The sequence below is a fragment of the Ornithinimicrobium panacihumi genome (assembly GCF_052073805.1).
Classification (GTDB): domain Bacteria; phylum Actinomycetota; class Actinomycetes; order Actinomycetales; family Dermatophilaceae; genus Ornithinicoccus; species Ornithinicoccus panacihumi.
This window is the reverse complement of the sequence record NZ_JBQGWG010000016.1, coordinates 19,609-39,945: the sequence shown is the minus strand read 5'-3', so window position 1 is coordinate 39,945 and position 20,337 is coordinate 19,609. Positions and strand designations below refer to the sequence as shown.

Genomic DNA, 20,337 nt, shown 5'->3' with positions numbered 1-20,337 from the left:
AGTGTGGGTCCCAGACGGGCCCACACTGATGGTCCCCGAACGCTCGACGAGGAGGCCAGGTATGCCGCTCGACCCCCAGGTGCGCGGGCTCACCGACGAGGAGGACGCGCAGTCGCGCGCCCAGGCCGCACCCCCGCCGGCCGGCACCGTCGGTGAGGTGCTGGCGGCCCTGCGGGGCCGCATACCGGAGCCCAACCTGATCACCGACCCGACCCAGCTGCGTACCTACGAGTGCGACGGGCTGGCCGCCTACCGCGTCACCCCCGGGCTGGTGGTGCTGGCGGACACCGCCGATCACGTGCGGGAGACGGTCGAGGCCTGCGCCGAGCACCGGGTGCCCTTCGTCGCCCGGGGCTCGGGCACCGGCCTGTCCGGCGGCGCCCTCCCGCACGCCGAGGGGGTGCTGCTGGTGACCAGCCGGCTGCGCACCCTGCACGAGATCCGCCCGCGGGACCAACGGGCCGACGTCGACTGCGGCGTGATCAACTTGCAGGTCAGCAAGGCGGCCAACCCGACGGGCTACTACTTCGCGCCCGACCCCAGCAGTCAGCAGATCTGCTCCATCGGCGGCAACGTCGCGGAGAACTCCGGCGGGGCGCACTGCCTCAAGTACGGCTTCACCAGCAACCACGTGCTGTCGGTCGACATCGTCACCCCGCAGGGCGAGGAGGTGACGCTGGGCACCGAGGCGCCCGACGCCCCCGGCTACGACCTGGTTGGCGCCTTCGTCGGCTCCGAGGGCACCCTCGGGGTAGCCACCCGGGCGCTCGTGCGGCTCGTGCGCCTCCCGGAGGAGGTCCGCACCGTCCTGGCCGGGTTCGCCTCCACCGACCAGGCCGGCGCCGCGACCAGCGCGATCATCGCCGCGGGCATCGTGCCGGCCGCGATCGAGATCATGGACGCCCTGGCGATCGAGGCGGCCGAGAAGGCGGTTTCTTGCGGCTATCCCGAGGGGGCCGGCGCGGTGCTGGTCGTCGAGCTGGACGGGCCGGCGCAGGAGGTCGAGCACGAGTACGCCGAGGTGGAGCGGATCTGCCAGGAGGCGGGAACCTTCGAGTTCCGGATGGCCACCGACGCCGCCGAGCGCGCCGAGATCTGGAAGGGCCGCAAGTCCGCCTTCGCCGCCGTGGGCCGCATCTCCCCCGACTACATCGTCCAGGACGGCGTGGTGCCCCGCACGGCCCTGCCCGAGGTGCTGCGCCGGATGGGTGAGATCAGCGCCGAGCGCGGGGTGCGGGTGGCCAACGTCTTCCACGCCGGCGACGGCAACCTGCACCCCCTCGTGCTCTTCGACGCCGCCGAGGAGGGTGCCACCGAGCGCGCCGAGGAGGTCTCCGGGATGATCCTGGACCTGTGCATCCAGCACGGCGGGTCGATCACCGGGGAGCACGGAGTCGGCGCCGACAAAGCGCGCTACATGCCCAGGATGTTCACCGACGAGGACCTCGAGACCATGCAGCTGATCCGGTGCGCCTTCGACCCCGAGGGCATCGCCAACCCCGGCAAGATCTATCCCACGCCCCGCCTGTGCGGCGAGCGGCCCCGCATCGTGCAGGGTGCGCACCCGCTGCAGGAGGCCGGCCTGGCGGAGCTGTTCTGATGTCCGCCAACCACCCCGCCACCGACCTGCTGCCCGCCGGGCTGGACCACCTCCTGTCCCCCGCCGGGGACGACGACCACGTCGACGGCGTGCCCGCCCGCGTCGTGGCCCGCCCCGCGACGGCCGAGCAGGCTGCCGGGCTGATGCGCGCCTGCCACGAGCGCGGCCTGGCCGTGGTCGTGCGCGGCCACGGGACCAAGCTGGCCTGGGGCCGCCCCCCGGAGCGCCTCGACGTCCTCCTGGACACGACCGCGATGGACGAGCTGGTCGAGCACGCCCGGGGCGACCTCATCGCCACGGTCGGGGCCGGTATGCCGCTCGCTCGCCTGCAGGAGCAGCTCGCCGAGGCCGACCACCAGGTGGCGCTGGACGACCTCGTGGGTGCCTCCGACGGGAGCCCTGCCTCGCCCGGGAGCACAGTGGGTGGCGCGGTCGCCGCCAACGTCGCCGGTCCCCGCCGCATGTGGGCCGGCACCATGCGTGACCTGGTCATCGGGGTGCGGATCGTGCGCGCCGACGGCACGATCGCCAAGGCCGGCGGCAAGGTGGTCAAGAACGTGGCGGGCTACGACCTGTCCAAGCTGGTCGTGGGGTCGTTCGGCACCCTCGCGCTCATCACCGAGGTCACCCTCCGGCTGCACCCCGTGCCCGCCGCGTCCTTCTGGGTGGGCGGAACGGTTCCCCAGGAGCACCTGGGCACGGTCCTGGAGCAGGTGGTGGCCAGCCAGCTCGTGCCGCACGCCGTGGAAGTCCGCACCCGGCCCGGCGTGGACCCGGCCGTGGTGGCGCTCGTCTCCGGGACCTCGGAGGGCGCCGCCGCCCGCGCCGAGGCCCTGTCCTCGGTCATGGGCGGGCTCGGCTGCCCGGCCACCGTGCACGATCTGCAGCCGCCCTGGTGGGGCGCGATGCTCCACCCCGGCCAACGCGGGGGCACGACCCCGCCGGAGGGCTCCCGACCGCTCCTGGTCAAGGTCACCTCCCGGCTCAGCGGCGTCGCCGACCTGGTCGCCGAGGCCACCCGGCTCGGCGCCACCCTCAACGGCTCGGCCGGCACCGGGGTGCTCTACCTGACCCTGCCCGGCGAGGACGCCGAGGGGGCCGGGGCCGCCCTGGCCTCCCTGCGGGCCGCCACCGCCCGGCTCGGCGGCTCGGCCGTCGTCCTGGACGCCCCGCCTCAGGCCAAGGCAGCGCTGGACAGCTGGGGCCCCGTCCCCGGGCTGGACCTGATGCGCCGCGTCAAGCACGAGTTCGACCCCGGACGCACCCTGGCGCCCGGACGCTTCGTAGGAGGACTGTGACGATGACCTTTCCCGACCCCCGCTCCCCGGTCCAGCTCGGGATCCCGACGGTGCGCGGCGTCGGCCAGCAGGCCGGCAAGGTCCTGGCCAGCCCGGCCTTCGACGGCCACCGCCCGCCGTCGCCGGAGCTCCTCGACGACTGCGTGCACTGCGGCTTCTGCCTGACCACCTGCCCGACCTACGCGCTGTGGGGCGAGGAGATGGACAGCCCGCGCGGCCGCATCGACCTGATGCGCGCGGCCACCGAGGGCGCCCCGCTGACCGACACGATGGTGGGCCACTTCGACGCCTGCCTGGGCTGCATGGCCTGCGTGACGGCCTGCCCCTCCGGCGTCCAGTACGACCGCCTCATCGAGTCGACCCGGGCCCAGCTGGAGCGCCGCGTGGACCGCCCCGCTACCGACAAGGGTCTGCGCACGCTCATCTTCAACCTCTTCCCCTACCCCCAGCGGCTGCGGGCGCTGCGCGGGCCGCTGCGGCTGGCCCAGCGCACGGGGCTGCTCGGCCTCGTGGAGAAGACCGGGCTGGTCGGGCGGGTCAGCCCCCAGCTGGAGGTCATGCAGTCCCTGGCTCCCCCGCTGGGCCCCCGCGTGACGGTGCCGGAGCGCACGCCGGCCGTCGGCCCACGCCGGGCCGTGGTCGGCATGCTGACCGGCTGCGTCCAGCGGGAGTTCTTCGGCGACGTCAACGCCGCCACCGCCCGCATCCTGGCGGCCGAGGGGTGCGACGTCATCGCCCCGCAGAAGCAGGGCTGCTGCGGGGCGCTGTCGGTCCACGTGGGCCGTGAGGAGGAGGGGCAGGCCTTCGCCCGGCGCCTCATCGACACCTTTGAGGCGACCGGCGTCGACCACGTCGTCGTCAACTCGGCCGGCTGCGGCTCGAGCATGAAGGAGTACGTCCACCTGCTCGCCGACGACCCTGACTATGCCGAGCGGGCCCGCGCCTTCAGCGCCAAGGTGCGCGACCTGGCCGAGATCCTCGTCGAGCTGGGCCCCGTCGCGCCCCGGCACCCGATCACCGCCGATGGCCGCGACCTGACGGTCGCCTACCACGACGCCTGTCACCTCAGGCACGCCCAGAAGGTGGTGAGTCAGCCGCGTCAGCTGCTGAACGGCATACCCGGCCTGTCCCTGGTGGAGATCCCCGACGCCGAGATCTGCTGCGGCTCCGCCGGCGTCTACAACATCCTGCACCCCGAGCCCGCCCAGGAGCTGGGCGACCGCAAGGCGGCCAACATCGTCCGCACCGGCGCCGAGCTGCTCGTCACCGCCAACCCGGGCTGCCTGATGCAGATCAGCCAGGCCCTGGACCGCGCCGGGACCCCGATTCCGTTCGTGCACACCGCCATCGCCCTGGACGCCTCGATCCGCGGCGAGCACCTCCTCTGACGAGCTGCGCACCGGCCCCGACGAGGCCCCCACCCGGCGATCCCGGTGGGGGCCTCGTCGTGAGTGGGCTTGCGCTCAGCCGCGGCGGTCCGCGGTCTCCAGCTTCGGCAGCTTCTTGTCGTGGTTGACCATCCAGAAGACCGAGCCGACGATCAGGGCCAGGGTGATGAGGGCGTGGACGATGCCCGCCGGCCGCAGCCCGTAGATCATGAAGTAGCCGACCGCTCCTGCCACCAGGCAGTAGTAGGTCGTGACCAACGCCGTCTTGCGGATCAGGTCGCCCTCGCGTCCCAGCAGACCCACCGTGGCCGAGGCCGCGACGATGTTGTGGATCGCCACCGGGTTGCCACCCGCACCGCCGACCGCCTGGGTGGCGACGACCGTGTCGGGCGTGACCCCGATCTCGGCGCCGGTGTGGAACTGGAAGAGCGCGAAGGTCAGGTTGGAGACGGTGTTGGACCCGGCCACGAAGGCCCCGAGCGCACCGATCCAGGGGCTGATGAGCGGCCAGTTCGCGCCCGCGACCGCGGCCGCGCCCTCGGCCAGGGTCACCGGCATGGAGGCCAGACCGGACTCGGTGAACTCGGCGCCGGAACGAATCAGGATCCGGACCAGGGGCACCGCGAAGAGCAGCGCGACGGCGGTCCCGAGGATCTGCTTGCCAGCCACCTTCCAGGTCTTCGCGATCTGCTGACCGCTCATCCGGTGCAGGGCGTAGGTGATCAGGCAGGTGACGATGAAGACCGTCCCCGGGCTGTAGAGCCACTGCCAGTTCGTGGAGATCCCGGTGCCCAGGATGTCGTCGAACGGCAGCGTCACGGCCGGGTTGTCCGAGCGCAGCGCCGCGGTCAGCGGCTCGATGAGGCGCGTGGCCAGCAGGAGCACGGCGATGATGACGTAGGGCGTCCAGGCCACCGGCAGGCTCATCCGACGCTTGTCGATATCACCGAGGTGGTCGGTGTCCAGCGAGCCCATCCAGCGCTCCTCCCAGGTCGACCTGGGGCCGAAGTCGAAGGTTTCCTTGGGCATGAGGAAGCCCTTGCTGGAGGTGAACATCACGATCGCGAGGCCGATGAGCCCACCGAGGAGGGCCGGGAACTCCGGGCCGGCGACGAAAGCGACGATGACATAGGGGACGGTCATAGCCACCGAGGCGTAGATCGCGAACGGCCAGATCTTCAGGCCCTCGGCGAAGCTCTTGCGCTCCCCGAAGAAGCCGGTGAGGAAGACCGAGATGATCAGCGGGATCAGCAGGCCTGCGATGGCGTGGATGATCGAGACCTGGCTGGCGATGTGCGCCACATACTCCATGTGGTCCATGCCGAGCTCGGCCTCGCGCTCGGCGACACCGGCGCCGTCCTTGAGGCCGTTGCCGATGCCGACGATCATCGGGGTTCCCACGGCCCCGAAGGACACCGGGGTCGACTGGATGATCAGGCCCACCATGACCGCCGCCATGGCCGGGAAGCCCAGCGCCAGCATGAGCGGCGCGACGACCGCGGCCGGGGTGCCGAAGCCGGAGGCGCCCTCGATGAAGGAGCCGAACAGCCAGCCGATGATGATCGCCTGGACGCGGCGGTCCGGCGAGATCGAGGTGAAACCTGCGCGGATGGTGCTCATCGCGCCGCTGCCGATCACCGTCGCGAGCAGGAGCAGCGCTCCGAAGACGATGTAGAGCAGGGTGATCGCGACGATCAGTCCTTCGATCGTGGCCGCGGCGACGGCGGCCGGGCGCATCTTCCACACCAGCATCGCGATGAGGACGGTGACCACGTAGCCGACCGGCATCGCGTACTTGGCCGGCCACCGCAGGCCGGCGAGGAGGATGCCTACGACGACGATCGGGGCGATCGCCAGCAGGCTGAGAACAGCAAGGTTGTCCACGTCGACACCTTTCGGGAAGGACCGGCCGTACAGGAGCGGCGCGGATGTGCACTTGGAATGGCCAGACCAAGAGGCGTGAAGGTGACTATGCCGCGCTCTGGTCGTCCGCGTCAAGCATCTGGGGCACGGTGTCTCGAACGGGTCCGCCGACCACCCCGGCTAGGGTCGGTGCATGGCCCGCAGCGACGTCCCCGGCTCCCCCGCGACCAGTTGGCGCGACGGCCTGCGCCGCGCCGCCGAGGTGGTCGGGCGGGCGCTCCGCCAGCGCCCCGGCGCTCAGGAGCCCGGGCCAGCAGAGGACCTGGAGCCTCCCGAGGACCTCTACACCTACTCCCCCGTCGACGACGAGCACCCCGACCCCGGCGAGGTCGTGTGGGCCTGGGTGCCCTTCGAGGAGAACGCCCGGAAGGGCAAGGACCGCCCCGTCCTCGTGATCGGGCGGGACGGCGCCACCCTGCTGGCCCTGCAGCTCACCAGCAAGGACCACGACCGGGACGCAGCCCAGGAGGCCGCGGCGGGACGGCTGTGGATGGACATCGGCGCCGGGGGCTGGGACCGCTACCGCCGTCCCAGCGAGGCCCGCGTCAACCGGATCCTGCGCCTGGAGGAGTCTGCGGTCCGACGTGCCGGGGTCGCCCTGGACCGAGAGATCTTCGAGGAGGTCCTGGCGCAGGTGCGACGTCACGACGGAGGTCGGTGAACGGCGGGGGTGCCTGAAGCCGCTGCCTCCTCCCGGCGCCGCACCGGGCGCGGGCAGCGTGGGGCGGGAATGCGTTCGGGCCGGGCACCTTCTGGTGCCCGGCCCGAGGTCCGGTGGAGCTGAGGGGATTCGAACCCCTGACCCCCTCCATGCCATGGAGGTGCGCTACCAACTGCGCTACAGCCCCGTTGAGGACTGGATTACTTTACCCAGGCGCCCGGGCAATCTCCAAATCGCAGGTCAGCGGTCCGTGACGCTGCCCACGCTGGCGGTCACGCCGACGTTCCAGGACTCCATCCGCCACCCCGTGCGGTGCTCCACGAGCTCGGCCCAGTGGCAGTTGTGCAGGCCCACGAGGGCCAGCCAGGACTGCTGGTAGGTGAGCCCGATGACGCCCGCGACGAGGGTGCGGCTGGCCACCCCGTGGGTAGCCAGGACGGCGGTCTCGTCCTCGCCCATCCGGCCCACCAGGTCGTCGAAGACCTCCCGGACCCGGGCCTGGACATCTCCGACGCTCTCCCCCGTCTCCCCGCGCCGCGGGTCCTCCCCGCGGTCGATCGCCTCGATCACGTCGGACCAGCCGGCGACGACCTCGGTATGCGGCAGCCCGGCCCAGCGGCCGACGTGGATCTCGCGCAGGCGCGGGTCGGGCTCGACGACCAGCCCGGTGGCGTCCGCGAGGGCCTGGGCGGTGTCGGCTGCGCGGGCCAGGTCGCTGGCCACGATCCGCGTCGGCCGGCGGGCGGCCAGCGCCGCGGCCGCCTCCGCGGCCTGCTGCCTGCCGCGATCGGACAGGTGGCTGTCCAACTGGCCCTGGTAGATCCCCCCCGCGTTGTGCTCGGTCTCACCGTGCCGCCAGACGATGACCCGCCTCATACCGGACCTGCTCAGGCGTCGCGCTGCTGACCGGTGGGCTCCGGCAGCACGACCGAGGGGCAGTCCTTCCAGAGCCGCTCGAGGTCGTAGAACTCGCGGTCCTCGCTGTGCATGACGTGCACGACGATGTCGCCGAAGTCGAGCAGCACCCAGCGGCCCTCGCGGTGCCCCTCGCGGCGCAGCGGCTTGGAGCCGAGGGTGAGCAGGCGCTCCTCGACGGCGTCGACGATCGAGGAGACCTGCCGCTCGGTCGGGGCGGAGGCGATGACGAAGACGTCGGTCAGGACGAGCTGACCGGAGACATCCAGCCCGACGACGTCCTCGGCGAGCTTGTCGTGCGCGGCGGCGGCGGCCGCCTGGGCGAGCTCGGTCGCACGAGGGGTAGCGGTCACTGGGGATCCTCCCGGTAGAGGTGGTACTTGCCGATGTACTGGACCACGCCGTCGGGGACGAGATACCAGACCGGCTCGCCGGCGGCTGTCCGCTCGCGGCAGTCGGTGGAGGAGATGGCCATGGCGGGCACCTCCAGCAGGGTCACGCGGTCCTGGGGCAGGCCGTCGCCGGACAGCTCGTGCCCGGGGCGGGTCACGCCGACGAAGTGGGCCAGGTCCCAGAGCTCCTCGACGCCCTCCCAGGTCAGGATCTGGGCCAGCGCGTCGGCTCCGGTGATGAAGTAGAGCTCGTCGTCGGGCCGCTGGGCCCGTAGGTCGCGCAGGGTGTCCCGGGTGTAGGTGGGGCCGTCGCGCTCGATATCGACGCGGCTGACGGTGAACCGGGGGTTGGAGGCGGTCGCGATGACCGTCATCAGGTAGCGGTGCTCGGCCGGGGAGACCTTGTCCGCGTCCTTGCGGTAGGGCTGCCCGGTCGGGACGAAGACGACCTCGTCGAGGTCCAGCAGGCTCGCGGCCTCGCTCGCGGCGACGAGGTGGCCGTGGTGGATGGGGTCGAAGGTCCCACCCATCACTCCGACGCGCATCAGTGCGTGGCGCTCCCGTGGCCGGTGCCGTCGTCGACCACGCGGCCGGTCGCGTGCCCGCCGTGGGCGTGGTGGGTGCGCGGGTCCACGGACAGCGTGTTGCGGAAGGCCCACAGGAAACCGAGCAGCGCGAAGAACGCCACCAGGGCGATCACGCCGAACCAGATGGGGGCGAACGGCAGCTCGTTGACCACCGCGTGGCCACCCTCGGCAGCGACGATCATGGAGTCGGACAGCACAGACGTCATAGGGGCAACTGTACCCGGCGCCAGCACATAGAGTGGCGACATGCCTGGCCTGTCGCCCCCCACGCTGTCCGTGGTGGTCCCGATGTTCGACGAGGAGGAGGTCCTCCCCCTCTTCGTGGAGCGCGCCCGCAGCGTCCTCGACGAGCTCGGCGAGGACTACGAGGTCGTGGCCGTCGACGACGGCAGCTCGGACCAGACCCCCGTCCTGCTTCAGACCGCCCGCCGCACCTGGCCCCAGCTGCGCATCCTGCGGCTCCGGGCCAACTCCGGTCACCAGGCGGCCATCTCCGCCGGCCTGGCCAGGGCCCGTGGCGACTGGGTGGTCACCATCGACGCCGACCTGCAGGACCCGCCCGAGACCATCGTCGAGATGCTGGAGGCCGCCCGCCGCGAGCAGGTCGACGTGGTCTACGCGGTGCGGACCGACAGGTCCAGCGACAGCGCCTTCAAGCGCAGCACCGCCAACGCCTTCTACGGCACGATGAGGCGTCTGAGCTCGGGCACCGGGCCGGACGACGCTGCCGACTTCCGACTCATGTCCCGGGCGACGGTCGACGCCGTCAACGCGCTCCCCGAGCAGCACCGGGTGCTCCGGCTGGTCGTCCCCTCCCTGGGCTTCCCCTCGACGACGGTCGGCTACGTCCGGGACGAGCGCGCGGCCGGAAGCTCGAAGTATCCCCTCGCCAAGATGCTGCGTCTCTCGCTGGACGCGATCACCGGATTCTCGGCCGTCCCCCTACGGCTGGCCACCTGGTTCGGCCTGGGCGGCTTCCTCGTCGCCCTCGGCCTGCTGGTCTACGCGCTCATCGCCAAGGCGACCGGTCACACGGTCGCCGGATGGACGTCCACGGTGGTGATCGTGGCCGCCTTCGCCGCGGTGCAGCTCCTGTGCCTGGGGATCATGGGCGAATACGTCGCCCGCATCTACTCCTCCCTCCAGCGACGACCGACCTATTACGTCGCCCACGACTCGTTGAGCCCCTCCGACCGGTCCAGCACCGCACCGTGATCCGGCAGCCGCGCCCCGACGAGCTGACGAGCTGGCTGCTGGCGACCGACCCCGCCCTGCGCTGGCAGGTCGAGCGCGATCTGGTGGGCGCCCCGGAGGAGACGTGGCGGGCGACCCGCGCGCGTGTGCCGCACGAAGGCTTCGGCGCCCGGCTGCTCCAGCTGCAGGATCCCGCAGGCACGTGGGCGGGAGGTGCCTTCTTCCCCTCCGGCTGGGAGGAGCCGGAGGAGGGCCCGCGGCCCCCGCAGCCCTGGACGGCCACCACGTGGACCCTGAACTCGCTCCGCGAGTGGGGCGTCGACGCCTCCGCGCTCGGCGACACCGCCGACCGGCTGGCCTGCAACGCCCGCTGGGAGTATGACGACCTGCCCTACTGGGCCGGCGAGGTGGACTGCTGCATCAACGCCTGGACGCTGGCCAACGGAACCTGGCTGGGGGCGGACGTGTCCGGGCTGGAGCGCTGGTTCGCCGAGCACCAGATGGCGGACGGAGGCTGGAACTGCGCCTGGGAGTGGTACGGCGCCACGGTCTCCTCGGTCGAGAGCACCCTGAACGTCCTGGTCTCCCTCCGCTACCGCGAGGAGCAGGGGGTCGGCGACCTCGACCTGCTGCGCTCACTCCGCCGGGGCGGGGAGGACTACCTCCTCGAGCGTGGGCTGATGCGGCGTCGCTCGACCGGGGAGCCGATCGGCGACTTCGTCACCGAGTTCGCCTATCCGGGCCGGGCACGCTACTCGGTGCTGAGGGCGCTGGACCATTTCCGTGCCGTCGACCGGCTCGACGAGGCCGCGGGCCGTCCTGTCGACGGTCCGGACCCGAGGCTGGCCGAGGCGGTCGAGGCGGTCCGGGCCAAGCGCACCGACGACGGTCGCTGGCTGCAGGACGTCAGTCTCGGGGGCGAGGTCTGGTTCGAGGTGGACGTCCCGCCCGGTGAGGCCTCACCCTGGCTGACGCTGTCCGCCCTGCGCGTCCTCGACTGGTGGGACCGCGCTCAGCGCACCTGACCGTCACCCTCCACGACCCACTTGGTGGTGGTCAGCTCGGGCAGCGCCATCGGTCCGCGGGCGTGCAACTTCTGGGTGGAGATCCCGATCTCGGCACCGAAGCCGAACTCCCCGCCGTCGGTGAACCGGGTCGAGGCGTTGACCAGCACCGCCGCGGCGTCCACCTCGGTGGTGAACCGGCGCGCCGAGGCACGGTCCGCTGTGACGATGGCCTCCGTGTGCCCGCTGGTGTGCTCCTGGATGTGCCCGATGGCCTCGTCCAGGGAGCCCACCACCCGTGCGGAGATGTCCAGGGAGAGGAACTCGGTGTCGTCGTCCTCGTCGACGATGGCGACGTGATCGGCGCCGGCCGCTGCCGCATACCGGAGCATCTCCTCATCCCCGTGCACGGTGACGCCGGCGGACGCGAGTTGCGCCATGATCCCGGGGAGCACGCGCTCGGCGACGTCCTGGTGGACCAGCAGCGACTCCGCCGCGTTGCAGACCGAGGTGCGGTGGGTCTTGGAGTTGGTGACGATGCGCACCGCCATCTCCGGGTCGGCGGACGCGTCGACGTAGACGTGGCAGTTGCCCACGCCGGTCTCGATCACCGGGACCGTCGACTCCATCACCACGGTGCGGATCAGGCTGGCGCCGCCGCGCGGGATGACCAGGTCCACCAGGCCCCGCGCGGTCATGAGCGCCCGCGCCGCGTCGTGGCCACCCTCGGACAGCAGCGTGATCGCGTCCGGGTTGGCTCCGCGCTCCTGCAGCGTGGTCCGCATGATGCCGACCAGGGCAGCGTTGGTCGAGGCCGCCGCCGACCCACCGCGCAGCAGCACCGCGTTGCCGCTCTTGAGTCCCAGGCCCGCGGCGTCCACGGTGACGTTCGGCCGCGCTTCGTAGATCATCCCGACCACGCCCATGGGGACCCGGACCTGGCGCAGCTGGAGGCCGTTGGCCAGGGTGGACCCGCGGACGACCTCGCCGACGGGGTCGGGCAGCGAGGCGACCTGGCGCAGGGCGTCGGCGACGTCCCGGACCCGGGCCTCGTCGAGGCTCAGGCGGTCCAGGAGGTTGGGGGCCAGCCCCTTGTCGCGGCCACGGGTCAGGTCCTCCTCGTTGGCGGCGACGACCTGCGCCGCCGAGGCCTCGATCGCGTCGGCCAGCGCCAGGAGCAGGGCGTCCTTCTCCGCCCGCGTCAGCAGCGCGAGCTCGCGGGCGGCCACCCGGGCGAGCCGGGCCAGGTCGTGGACCTGCTCGACGACGCCGGGGTCGATCGGGGCGGGTGCCTGGTCGGTGGTCTGGCTGGTCATGGTGCGGGATGCTCCTCGGGGTGGGGGTCGGGGGCCGCCGTCGGCCGGAGGACGGCGAGGTCGTCGCGACGGACCACGGGGCGTGCGGCGGGCGCGCCGGTGCGCAGCCGGGTGCCGCGCTGGAGACGTTGGCCGACCAGCGGGCGCAGCTCGTCGGCGTCGTAGCCGACCAGCCCGCGGGCGACGACCCGACCGTCCCTGTCGCACAGGTCGACCGTGTCACCGGCCGAGAAGCGACCCTCGAGCCTGGTGATCCCGACAGGGAGGAGGGAGGTCTGCCGCGACACCACGGCCTCCACCGCGCCGTCGTCCAGCACGATCCGCCCGGAGACGCTGCTGGCGTGGGCGAGCCAGCGCCGGCGCGCCGGGCTCTTGACGCCGGTCGGGACGAAGATGGTGCCCACATCCTCCCCGGCCAGCGCATCGCCGGCCCGGTCGGTGCTGGCCAGCACCACCGTGATCCCCTCCGCGGTCGCCATCTGGGCCGCGGCCACCTTGGTCGCCATGCCCCCGGTGCCCACGCTGGAGCCGGCCCGGGACACGTCGATACCGGCCAGATCCTGCGGACCACCGACGAAGGGTATGCGGCGCGCGCCCGGCTCGCGCGGATGTCCGTCGTAGAGCGCGTCGACGTCGGAGAAGAGCAGGAGCGCGTCGGCATCCACCAGGTGGGCCACCAGGGCGGCCAGCCGGTCGTTGTCGCCGAAGCGGATCTCGTCGGTGGCCACGGTGTCGTTCTCGTTGATGATCGGGACGACCTCGAGCTCCAGGAGGCGCTCCAGGGTCCGCGAGGCGTTGACGTAGTGGCTCCGGCGGTGCATGTCGTTGGCGGTCAGCAGCACCTGGCCGACCTGCACGCCGTGCATGGTGAAGGCCTGCGTGTAGGCGGCCATGAGCATGCCCTGCCCGGCGCTGGCCGCCGCCTGCTGGGTGGCCAGGTCCTTGGGCCGACGGGTCAGCCCGAGCGGGGTCATCCCTGCCGCGATGGCTCCGCTGGAGACGAGCACGACCTGGGTGCCCTCGAGTGCTCGCCGAGCCAGCACGTTGGCCAGCGCCTGCAGGCGGAAGCCGTCGAGCCCTCCCGTCGGCGCGGTCAGCGACGACGACCCGACCTTGACGACGATGCGGTGCGCGGTGCGGATGGCGCTGCGATCGACGAGGGAGGACATGGGAGGCATACTATTCCATCCTCACGCATACTCATGCATCCAGGCCGGTGTCCGGGGCGGTGCCCTGGCCGGTGCCCGGGCAGGGTTCCGGGCACCGGTTCGGTCAGGGCTTCAGCCACCCGTCGGGCCACGCGCCCCGGTGGTCCGTCAGTCGTCCTCGGTCGTCCACTTCCCGGCCCGGCGCTCGGCCTCCATCTCGGCCCGCACCTGGGACTCGACGTCCTTGCGGGCGTGGAAGGCGTCGCGCTTCTCCGCGCGGGTCGGACGCGAGCGCTCCTCCAGACGCAGGTCGGTGCCGCGCTGGCCGAGCAGCTCGGCCCCGCTGGCCATGGTGGGCTCCCAGTCGAAGACCACCGCGTCGTCGTCCTTGCCGATGAGCACGGTGGAGCCGGCCACGGCCCCAGCCTTGAGCAGGGCGTCCTCGACGCCGGCCCGGTTGAGCCGGTCGGCGAGATAGCCGACCGCCTCGTCGTTGGTGAAGTCGGTCTGGCGCACCCAGCGGGTCGTCTTCTCCCCCACGACGCGGTAGACGGGGCCGTCCGCGGTCTTCTCGACCAGGACCTCGAAGCCCGTGTCGTCGATGGCACGGGGACGCAGAACCGTCCTGGTGGGCTCGATGACGATCTGCTCCTCGCGTGCCTTCTTCACGTGCCCCGCGAGGGCGAAGGTGAGCTCCTTGAGGCCGATGTGGGCCACGGCGGAGACGATGTGGACCTCGTAGCCCTGCTCCTCCAGGTCCGGGCGCACCATCTCGGCCAGCTCGCGGGCCTCGGGCACGTCCGCCTTGTTGAGGACGACGACCCGCACCCGGTCGGCCAGCGGGATCCCGCCCAGCGCCCCGTGGGGGACGTAGGCGGCCAGCTCGGCCTCGATGACCTCCAGGTCGGTGAGCGGGTCACGGCCGGGCTCGAGCGTGGCGCAGTCGATGACGTGCACCAGGACGTGGCAGCGCTCGACGTGCCGCAGGAACTGCAGCCCCAGCCCCTTGCCCTCGCTGGCGCCCGGGATCAGACCCGGCACGTCGGCGACGGTGAAGCGCTCGCCGCCGGCGGTCACGACGCCGAGGTTGGGCACCAGCGTGGTGAACGGGTAGTCGGCGATCTTGGGGCGCGCCGCCGACAGGACGGAGACCAGCGAGCTCTTGCCGGCCGACGGGAAGCCGATGAGTGCCACGTCGGCCAGGGTCTTCAGCTCGAGGAGGACCTCGGTCTCCTCCCCCGGCTCACCGAGGAGCGCGAAGCCGGGTGCCTTGCGCCGGGTGGAGGCCAGGGCCTTGTTGCCGAGCCCCCCGCGACCGCCGCGGGCCGCCACATACTCGCTGCCCTCCCCCACGAGGTCCGCGAGGACCTCGCCGGAGCGGGTGGTGACGACCGTCCCGCTGGGCACCGGGAGGATGAGCGACTCACCCTGGGCGCCGTTGCGCTCGTCGCCCTCGCCGGGGCGCCCGTTGGGGGCCGTGCGGTGCGGGCTGTGGTGGTAGTCGATCAGCGTGGTGACCTGCGCGTCGACCCGCAGCACGATGTCGCCTCCGTGCCCGCCGTTGCCGCCGTCGGGTCCTCCCAGCGGCTTGAACTTCTCGCGGTGCACGGAGGCGACGCCGTGCCCGCCGTTGCCGGCGCGCAGGTGCAGGACGACCCGGTCGACGAAGTTGGCCATGGGATGGATCCTCTCAAGGTATGCGGTCTCCCGCCTCGTGCGGGGACGCGCAGACGCCGGTGGGGGCTGGGCCACCCACCGGCGTCTGCGGTGTGTCTGTGTCGCCGTCGCGCGTGAGCGTGCTCACGCGGCAGCGGTCAGGCGTCGACGGACTCGGCGACGACGTTGACGGTCTTGCGACCGCGCTTGGAGCCGAACTCCACCACGCCGGGGACGAGGGCGAACAGCGTGTCGTCCTTGCCGCGACCCACACCCTCACCGGGGTGGAAGTGGGTCCCGCGCTGACGCACGATGATCTCGCCGCCGTTGACGAGCTGACCGCCGAAGCGCTTCACGCCCAGACGCTGGGCGTTCGAGTCGCGACCGTTCTTGGTCGAGGACGCACCCTTCTTCGTTGCCATGGCTCAGCCTCCTAGTTGACTAAAGAACGTCGCCGTCAGGCGTCGATCGCGGTGATCTTGATCTGGGTGAGCGGCTGGCGGTGGCCCTGCCGCTTCTTGTACCCGGTCTTGTTCTTGTACTTCTGGATGACGATCTTGGGACCCTTGGCGGCACCCATGACCTCAGCCTTGACGACGGCCTTGCTCAGGGCGTCGGCGTCGGTGGTCACGGTGGAGCCGTCCACGAGCAGGACGGGCGCGAGCTCGACGGTGTCGCCGGCCTGCGCGCCGCTCTTGACCTTGTCGATGGTCAGGACGTCGCCGACGGAGACCTTCTCCTGACGGCCGCCGGCACGGACGATCGCGTACACGTTGAACTCACTTCCTGCAGTCTGGGTGGGGTTTGCAGCTCCCGGTGGAGGAGGGCCGAGCCACCGCACAGCCATGCGACTGGGCGTTGTCTACGAGACCCGTCCCGGACCCGGGGCGAACCGACGCACTAGCCTACCGTGCCGGACGCCCCGGGACCAAACTCACTCGGGGACCGACTCCTGTGTGGTCGTGGCGGCATCGGCATCCGTGCTGGCCGGAGGACCGGCCGGGGCCGACACGCGGCCGCGACGGCGACGCTTGGGCGCGGCGGGCGCCTCGCCCTCGGCCTGCTCGGTCGGGGCCTGCCCGGTCGGGACGTCCTGGGCCGTCTCGGCCGGGGCAGCCGGAGCCGGGGCGTCCGCCGTGGTGATCTCCTGGACCACCTCGACCTCGGGAGCAGGCTCCGGCGTGGTGACCTTCGAGGTCGCCTTGCGGGTGCGGGCGCCACCCCGGGACCGGGAGGCCCTCTTCTCCGGCGCGGGCGCGCTCGCCTCGGTGCCGTCGCCGGCGGCCCCGTCCGTCTGGGGGGCCTCGGCGCTGCCACCTGCGGACCCGTCCGTCTGGAACTCGTCGGCCTGGGGCTCGTCGACCGGGGCTTCGCCCGTCGAGGACTCCTGAGCAGTAGTGGGCTCGCCCGAAGGCTCGGGGGCGACGTCCTCGGCGGACACCTCGTCGACCTGGGCGGCCTCGGTGTCCTCGCCTTCCGGGCGCGCCCCGTTGCCGGCCCCGGCCATCTGCGCGGCCGCATGGGCCGCGGCCGCGATCTGGGCCGGCGTCGGGCCGTTGGGGTTCGGGGTCGGAAGCACGTTCTTGGGCTCGCTCTGCTGGGAGGAGCTGTTGCGGCCGCGACCTCGACCACGACGGCCGTTGCCCTCACCGCCACCGCTGCCACCGTTGTTCCCGTTGCCGGAGCCCGTGCTCCCGGAGCTGGCCCCGCCGGCACCGCCCTGCTCGCCGCCGCCCTTGCCGAGGGGCTCGGTGTGGACGATGATCCCGCGTCCCGAGCAGTGGGCGCAGGTCTCGGAGAAGACGTCGATGAGTCCGGAGCCGACCCGCTTGCGGGTCATCTGGACCAGTCCGAGAGAGGTGACCTCGGCCACCTGGTGCTTGGTCCGGTCCCGGCCCAGGCACTCCAGGAGGCGCCTCACGACGAGGTCCCGGTTGCTCTCCAGGACCATGTCGATGAAGTCGATGACGATGATGCCGCCGATGTCCCGCAGCCGCAGCTGCCGGACGATCTCCTCGGCCGCCTCGATGTTGTTCTTGGTGACCGTCTCCTCCAGGTTGCCCCCGGAGCCGGTGAACTTGCCCGTGTTGACGTCGACGACGGTCATCGCCTCGGTCCGGTCGATGACCAGCGAGCCGCCGGAGGGCAGCCAGACCTTGCGGTCCATCGCCTTGGCGATCGCCTCGGAGACGCGGTAGGTCGTGAAGACATCGTTGGTGCCGGTGTACTTCTCGACCCGCTCGGCCAGGTCCGGGGCCACGTCGTCGATGTAGCGCTTGACCTCGTTCCAGGCGTGCTCACCGGAGACCACGAGCTTGGAGAAGTCCTCGGTGAAGACGTCGCGGATGACGCGGACGGTCATGTCGGGCTCCCCGTGCAGCAGGGACGGCGCCTTGGTGCTCTTCGCCTTCGCGCTGGCGCTGATCCGCTCCCACGCCGCGGTCAGGCGCTCGACGTCGGCCTTGAGCTCGGCCTCGGAGGCCCCCTCGGCCGCGGTCCGCACGATGACGCCGGCGTCCTCGGGGAGGACCTCCTTGAGGATCTTCTTCAGGCGCGTCCGCTCGTTCTCGGGCAACTTGCGCGAGATCCCGGTCATAGAGCTGCCGGGCACATAGACGAGGAAGCGGCCGGGCAGCGAGATCTGGGAGGTGAGCCGGGCACCCTTGTGACCGATCGGGTCCTTGGTCACCTGGACCAGGACCGACTCCCCGGACTTCAGGGCGTTCTCGATCCGCTTGGGCTCGTTGCCGACCATGCCGGCGGCGTCCCAGTTGACCTCACCGGCGTAGAGCACCGCGTTGCGGCCCTTGCCGATGTCGACGAAGGCGGCCTCCATGCTGGGCAGGACGTTCTGGACCCGGCCCAGGTAGACATTGCCGACCATCGTGGTCTGGGTCGAGCGGGAGACGTAATGCTCCACGGGGACGTTGTCCTCCAGGACCGCGATCTGGGTGCGGTCCTCCAGTCCACGCACCACCATGACGCGGTCCACGCTCTCGCGACGGGCAAGGAACTCGGCCTCGGTGATGATGGTCCGGCGTCGACCGGCCTCGCGGCCCTCCCGGCGCCGCTGGCGCTTCGCCTCGAGCCGGGTCGAGCCGCGGACCGAGGTCACCTGGTCGCGGGCGGAACGCTCACCGCTGGAGCTGGACTCGCCGCTACGCCGGCGGCGGCGCCGCCGCCGGGTGCTGCTCGAGCCCTCCTCACCCTCGCCCTGCTCGTCGGAGCCGGTCTCCGAGGAGCTGTCCTGCTCTGCGGGGGTGGCGGAGTCGTCGCCACCGTCGGAGCCGGAGCCGCCGGCGCCTCCCCCGCCGGAGCGGGAACCGCGGCTGCGGCTACGGCTGCGGCTCCGGCCGCTGCCCGAGGCCTGGCCCTCGGTGTCCGTGGTGTCGGTGGCGTCGGTGCTGTCACCGTCATCGGCCTGCGAGCTCTCCGCGTCGTCCTGGCCCGTCTCCGGGGTGGTGTCCGATCCCCCGCGGCCACGGCGGCCCTTGCCGCCGCGACGGCGGCGGTTGGACGTCCGGGACGACCCTGCCTGTGCGTCCTGGGTCGAGTCCTGGTCCTGGGCGTCGTCCGCGTCCGGCTCCTGCCCCTCCTCGCTCTCCTCCTCGGCCGCACGCGGCGCCGGGGTCGTGACGCCGGAGGTGGCACGGCGCGAGCGCCGGCGCGGGATGTCCGAGAGGTCCGGTGCCTGGAAGAGCAGCCCGAAGGTCGGCTGGGCGGCCGCCAGCGCAGCGACCTCGGACCCGTCGGCGTTCTCCTCGTCCTCGGCCTGATCCGGGTCGGCGTCCTTCGACCCTGCGTCGTCCGAGTCCTCGGTCTGATCCGTGTCGGCCTCGTCCGTCTCGGCGGTCTCGTCGCCGCTCCCGTCGGAGTCGGCCTCCTCCGCATCGCCCTCGGGCTCGTCCGCGCTGTCCGCGCTCGCCGGGCTGTCCGGCGAGTCGGGGCTATCCGGCGAGTCGGGGCTGTCCGCACTCTCCGGGGAGTCACTGCCGCCCTGCGCCCCGGTCTCGAAGAGAGCCTGGGTCGCGGCGGTCAGCGCTGCCGCGCGGTCTGCGCGGTCCTGCTCGGTTTCGTGCGTGGTGCTGTCGTCAGACACGTCGTGTCCTTCCAGCCACGCGGACAAGCCCACACCGGGCCCTGCTAGGGCCACTCCCCGCGCGGCGGGTGCAGTCGTCCGGACCTTGCTGGTCGGGACGGAAGTCGTCCTGGTGCCACGGCCGGTTCGCGCGGGGCGCGGCACCGGTCTGGCCGGCTGAAGTCGTCTGTGGCGCCCTTCTGGGCGTCGCGCGTGCGGATGGTGTGTCGCACCACGCGGCAACTCTCGCCGGGTCGGGCAGCGGTGTGGCCCTCTGCCCGGCCGAACGTCAGTATCTCACACGACCGCGTCGGAGAGGTCTTCCGCGACACCCGAGTCGAGCACCGGCCCCTGGCGCAGCCGGGTGCTCAAGGGGCGCGGCAGATCCTGGCCGGAGACGGCCCGGAGCGCGGTCCAGATCTCCTCCGGCCGCACCGTCGGTGTGGTGTGGTGCACCGCGGCGAGCACCACCACGTCATCGGGCGACACCTCCGCGCCCGCGACGGGGCCCCCCGAAGGCTGGATCGTGAGATCGAGGAGCGCGGCCCGGACGTCGAGGTCGCGCAGGCCCTTCTTCATCATCCGCTGGACCACGTAGGAGTCTTGGCCCATCAGCTCGTCCACGGCCCCGGGCAGGGCCGAGAGCACCTCGGGCCCTCGGTCGGCGGCCCGGAAGCGCATCGCCCACAGGCTGGCCTGGAGCCGGTCCGCGAGCGCGCCGGGCTGCGCGGTGACGTCCGCGACGTCGATGACGTCGAGCCCCTCCGGCAGTCCTCGGTCGAGACGGGGACCCACCTCGTGCGGATCCATGGCGCGCGTCAGGGAGATCTCGACATACTCCGCCTCGCTCGCGGCCCCCGTCGGTGCCGCGTTGGCGTAGGAGATCTTCGGGTGGGGGTGGAAGCCCGCCGAGAAGGCCATCGGCAGCCCGGCCTTGCGGACCGCGCGCTCCAGGGCGCGCTGGAAGTCGCGGGTGGAGGTGAACCGCATACGACCGCGTTTGGCATAGCGCACCCGCAGCTTCTGGACGGCGGGATCGGGGGCGGGTCCTTCGGGGACACGTCGAGAACCGGACATGCCGTCAGGGTAGGCGGTCGCGGGCGGTAGCGTAGACCTCACTAGAAGCTCGACGGCGAGCGCGACCGATCCCAGGCGCGCCGCGGCGAGCCGGGAGTCG

Annotated in this window: 18 protein-coding genes and 1 tRNA gene; 6 read left to right on the top strand and 13 right to left on the bottom strand. The window is 72.2% G+C overall.

The features are described 5' to 3' along the window. Nucleotides 1-61 precede the first annotated feature (61 nt). From ACTMMA_RS13585 to ACTMMA_RS13575, 3 genes are read left to right on the top strand one after another with little or no spacing between them, the layout of a single operon-like run. The gene (locus ACTMMA_RS13585) at nt 62-1,600 is read left to right on the top strand and encodes an FAD-linked oxidase C-terminal domain-containing protein (protein ID WP_441190666.1); all 1,539 of its coding nucleotides are present in this window, start codon (nt 62-64) and stop codon (nt 1,598-1,600) included. Then, a complete protein-coding gene (locus tag ACTMMA_RS13580; RefSeq protein ID WP_441190665.1) occupies nt 1,600-2,898 on the top strand; it encodes an FAD-binding oxidoreductase in 1,299 nt (432 codons plus the stop codon). The genes ACTMMA_RS13585 and ACTMMA_RS13580 overlap by 1 nt, the downstream gene beginning before the upstream one ends. Before the next feature lie 2 nt (nt 2,899-2,900). Beyond that, the gene (locus ACTMMA_RS13575) at nt 2,901-4,286 is read left to right on the top strand and encodes a (Fe-S)-binding protein (RefSeq protein WP_441190664.1); all 1,386 of its coding nucleotides are present in this window, start codon (nt 2,901-2,903) and stop codon (nt 4,284-4,286) included. Nucleotides 4,287-4,361: 75 nt separating this feature from the next. Here ACTMMA_RS13575 and ACTMMA_RS13570 read toward each other — a convergent pair whose 3' ends face one another. Continuing rightward, the gene (locus ACTMMA_RS13570) at nt 4,362-6,170 is read right to left on the bottom strand and encodes an L-lactate permease (protein WP_441190663.1); all 1,809 of its coding nucleotides are present in this window, start codon (nt 6,168-6,170) and stop codon (nt 4,362-4,364) included. A gap of 172 nt (nt 6,171-6,342) precedes the next feature. Here ACTMMA_RS13570 and ACTMMA_RS13565 point away from each other — a divergent pair, with 172 nt between their 5' ends. Next, nucleotides 6,343-6,870, top strand: a complete 528-nt coding sequence (locus tag ACTMMA_RS13565) for a type II toxin-antitoxin system PemK/MazF family toxin (protein ID WP_441190662.1) — start codon at nt 6,343-6,345, stop codon at nt 6,868-6,870. A gap of 114 nt (nt 6,871-6,984) precedes the next feature. Here ACTMMA_RS13565 and ACTMMA_RS13560 read toward each other — a convergent pair. The 5 genes from ACTMMA_RS13560 to ACTMMA_RS13540 form a co-directional block, all read right to left on the bottom strand. Further along, nucleotides 6,985-7,057: transfer RNA gene (locus ACTMMA_RS13560), tRNA-Ala, on the bottom strand. A 53-nt stretch (nt 7,058-7,110) separates the two neighbouring features. Beyond that, nucleotides 7,111-7,746 carry a histidine phosphatase family protein gene (locus ACTMMA_RS13555; RefSeq protein ID WP_441190661.1) on the bottom strand — a complete coding sequence of 212 codons (636 nt, stop codon included), beginning with the start codon at nt 7,744-7,746 and terminating at the stop codon, nt 7,111-7,113. A gap of 11 nt (nt 7,747-7,757) precedes the next feature. Next, nucleotides 7,758-8,138, bottom strand: a complete 381-nt coding sequence (gene rsfS, locus ACTMMA_RS13550; protein ID WP_441190660.1) for a ribosome silencing factor — start codon at nt 8,136-8,138, stop codon at nt 7,758-7,760. Beyond that, entirely contained in the window at nt 8,135-8,707 is a 573-nt protein-coding gene (nadD, locus tag ACTMMA_RS13545) for a nicotinate-nucleotide adenylyltransferase (RefSeq protein ID WP_441190690.1), read from the bottom strand. The genes rsfS and nadD overlap by 4 nt, the downstream gene beginning before the upstream one ends. Nucleotides 8,708-8,721: 14 nt before the next feature. After that, a complete protein-coding gene (locus ACTMMA_RS13540; RefSeq protein ID WP_441190659.1) occupies nt 8,722-8,970 on the bottom strand; it encodes a hypothetical protein in 249 nt (82 codons plus the stop codon). Between the two features lie 40 nt (nt 8,971-9,010). Between ACTMMA_RS13540 and ACTMMA_RS13535 the strand changes: the two genes are divergently transcribed. Both ACTMMA_RS13535 and ACTMMA_RS13530 read left to right on the top strand, forming a co-directional pair. Next, nucleotides 9,011-9,979, top strand: coding sequence for a glycosyltransferase family 2 protein (locus tag ACTMMA_RS13535; protein ID WP_441190658.1), 969 nt, complete (start codon nt 9,011-9,013; stop codon nt 9,977-9,979). After that, on the top strand, nt 9,976-10,983 hold the full coding sequence (locus ACTMMA_RS13530) for a squalene cyclase (protein ID WP_441190657.1): 1,008 nt from the start codon (nt 9,976-9,978) through the stop codon (nt 10,981-10,983). The genes ACTMMA_RS13535 and ACTMMA_RS13530 overlap by 4 nt, the downstream gene beginning before the upstream one ends. On the opposite strand, the gene ACTMMA_RS13525 is transcribed toward ACTMMA_RS13530, so the two are convergent. From ACTMMA_RS13525 to ACTMMA_RS13495, 7 genes are all read right to left on the bottom strand, one after another. Then, nucleotides 10,971-12,278 (bottom strand): glutamate-5-semialdehyde dehydrogenase, encoded by a 1,308-nt coding sequence (locus ACTMMA_RS13525; protein ID WP_441190655.1) that lies wholly within the window; start codon nt 12,276-12,278, stop codon nt 10,971-10,973. The two genes, ACTMMA_RS13530 and ACTMMA_RS13525, sit on opposite strands and share 13 nt — an antisense overlap. Further along, nucleotides 12,275-13,447 (bottom strand): glutamate 5-kinase, encoded by a 1,173-nt coding sequence (proB, locus tag ACTMMA_RS13520; protein WP_441190654.1) that lies wholly within the window; start codon nt 13,445-13,447, stop codon nt 12,275-12,277. Before proB ends, ACTMMA_RS13525 begins: the two co-directional genes overlap by 4 nt. Before the next feature lie 147 nt (nt 13,448-13,594). After that, the gene (obgE, locus tag ACTMMA_RS13515) at nt 13,595-15,103 is read right to left on the bottom strand and encodes a GTPase ObgE (RefSeq protein ID WP_441190653.1); all 1,509 of its coding nucleotides are present in this window, start codon (nt 15,101-15,103) and stop codon (nt 13,595-13,597) included. Between the two features lie 137 nt (nt 15,104-15,240). Continuing rightward, a complete protein-coding gene (gene rpmA, locus ACTMMA_RS13510) occupies nt 15,241-15,504 on the bottom strand; it encodes a 50S ribosomal protein L27 (protein WP_441190652.1) in 264 nt (87 codons plus the stop codon). 35 nt (nt 15,505-15,539) lie between these two features. Further along, entirely contained in the window at nt 15,540-15,854 is a 315-nt protein-coding gene (gene rplU / locus ACTMMA_RS13505; protein WP_441190651.1) for a 50S ribosomal protein L21, read from the bottom strand. Between the two features lie 162 nt (nt 15,855-16,016). Beyond that, nucleotides 16,017-19,181, bottom strand: coding sequence for an Rne/Rng family ribonuclease (locus ACTMMA_RS13500; protein WP_441190650.1), 3,165 nt, complete (start codon nt 19,179-19,181; stop codon nt 16,017-16,019). A gap of 276 nt (nt 19,182-19,457) precedes the next feature. Beyond that, complete coding sequence (locus ACTMMA_RS13495; RefSeq protein WP_441190649.1) at nt 19,458-20,237, bottom strand: TIGR03936 family radical SAM-associated protein; 780 nt, start codon at nt 20,235-20,237, stop codon at nt 19,458-19,460. Between the last annotated feature and the right edge of the window lie 100 nt (nt 20,238-20,337).

Coding starts and splice junctions, on each gene's coding strand:
- ACTMMA_RS13585 (WP_441190666.1), top strand. CDS start 62: ATGCCGCTCGACCCCCAGGTGCGCGGGCTCACCGACGAGGAGGACGCG.
- ACTMMA_RS13580 (WP_441190665.1), top strand. CDS start 1,600: ATGTCCGCCAACCACCCCGCCACCGACCTGCTGCCCGCCGGGCTGGAC.
- ACTMMA_RS13575 (WP_441190664.1), top strand. CDS start 2,901: ATGACCTTTCCCGACCCCCGCTCCCCGGTCCAGCTCGGGATCCCGACG.
- ACTMMA_RS13565 (WP_441190662.1), top strand. CDS start 6,343: ATGGCCCGCAGCGACGTCCCCGGCTCCCCCGCGACCAGTTGGCGCGAC.
- ACTMMA_RS13555 (WP_441190661.1), bottom strand. CDS start 7,746: ATGAGGCGGGTCATCGTCTGGCGGCACGGTGAGACCGAGCACAACGCG.
- nadD (WP_441190690.1), bottom strand. CDS start 8,707: ATGGGTGGGACCTTCGACCCCATCCACCACGGCCACCTCGTCGCCGCG.
- ACTMMA_RS13540 (WP_441190659.1), bottom strand. CDS start 8,970: ATGACGTCTGTGCTGTCCGACTCCATGATCGTCGCTGCCGAGGGTGGC.
- ACTMMA_RS13535 (WP_441190658.1), top strand. CDS start 9,011: ATGCCTGGCCTGTCGCCCCCCACGCTGTCCGTGGTGGTCCCGATGTTC.
- ACTMMA_RS13525 (WP_441190655.1), bottom strand. CDS start 12,278: ATGACCAGCCAGACCACCGACCAGGCACCCGCCCCGATCGACCCCGGC.
- proB (WP_441190654.1), bottom strand. CDS start 13,447: ATGTCCTCCCTCGTCGATCGCAGCGCCATCCGCACCGCGCACCGCATC.
- obgE (WP_441190653.1), bottom strand. CDS start 15,103: ATGGCCAACTTCGTCGACCGGGTCGTCCTGCACCTGCGCGCCGGCAAC.
- rpmA (WP_441190652.1), bottom strand. CDS start 15,504: ATGGCAACGAAGAAGGGTGCGTCCTCGACCAAGAACGGTCGCGACTCG.
- ACTMMA_RS13495 (WP_441190649.1), bottom strand. CDS start 20,237: ATGTCCGGTTCTCGACGTGTCCCCGAAGGACCCGCCCCCGATCCCGCC.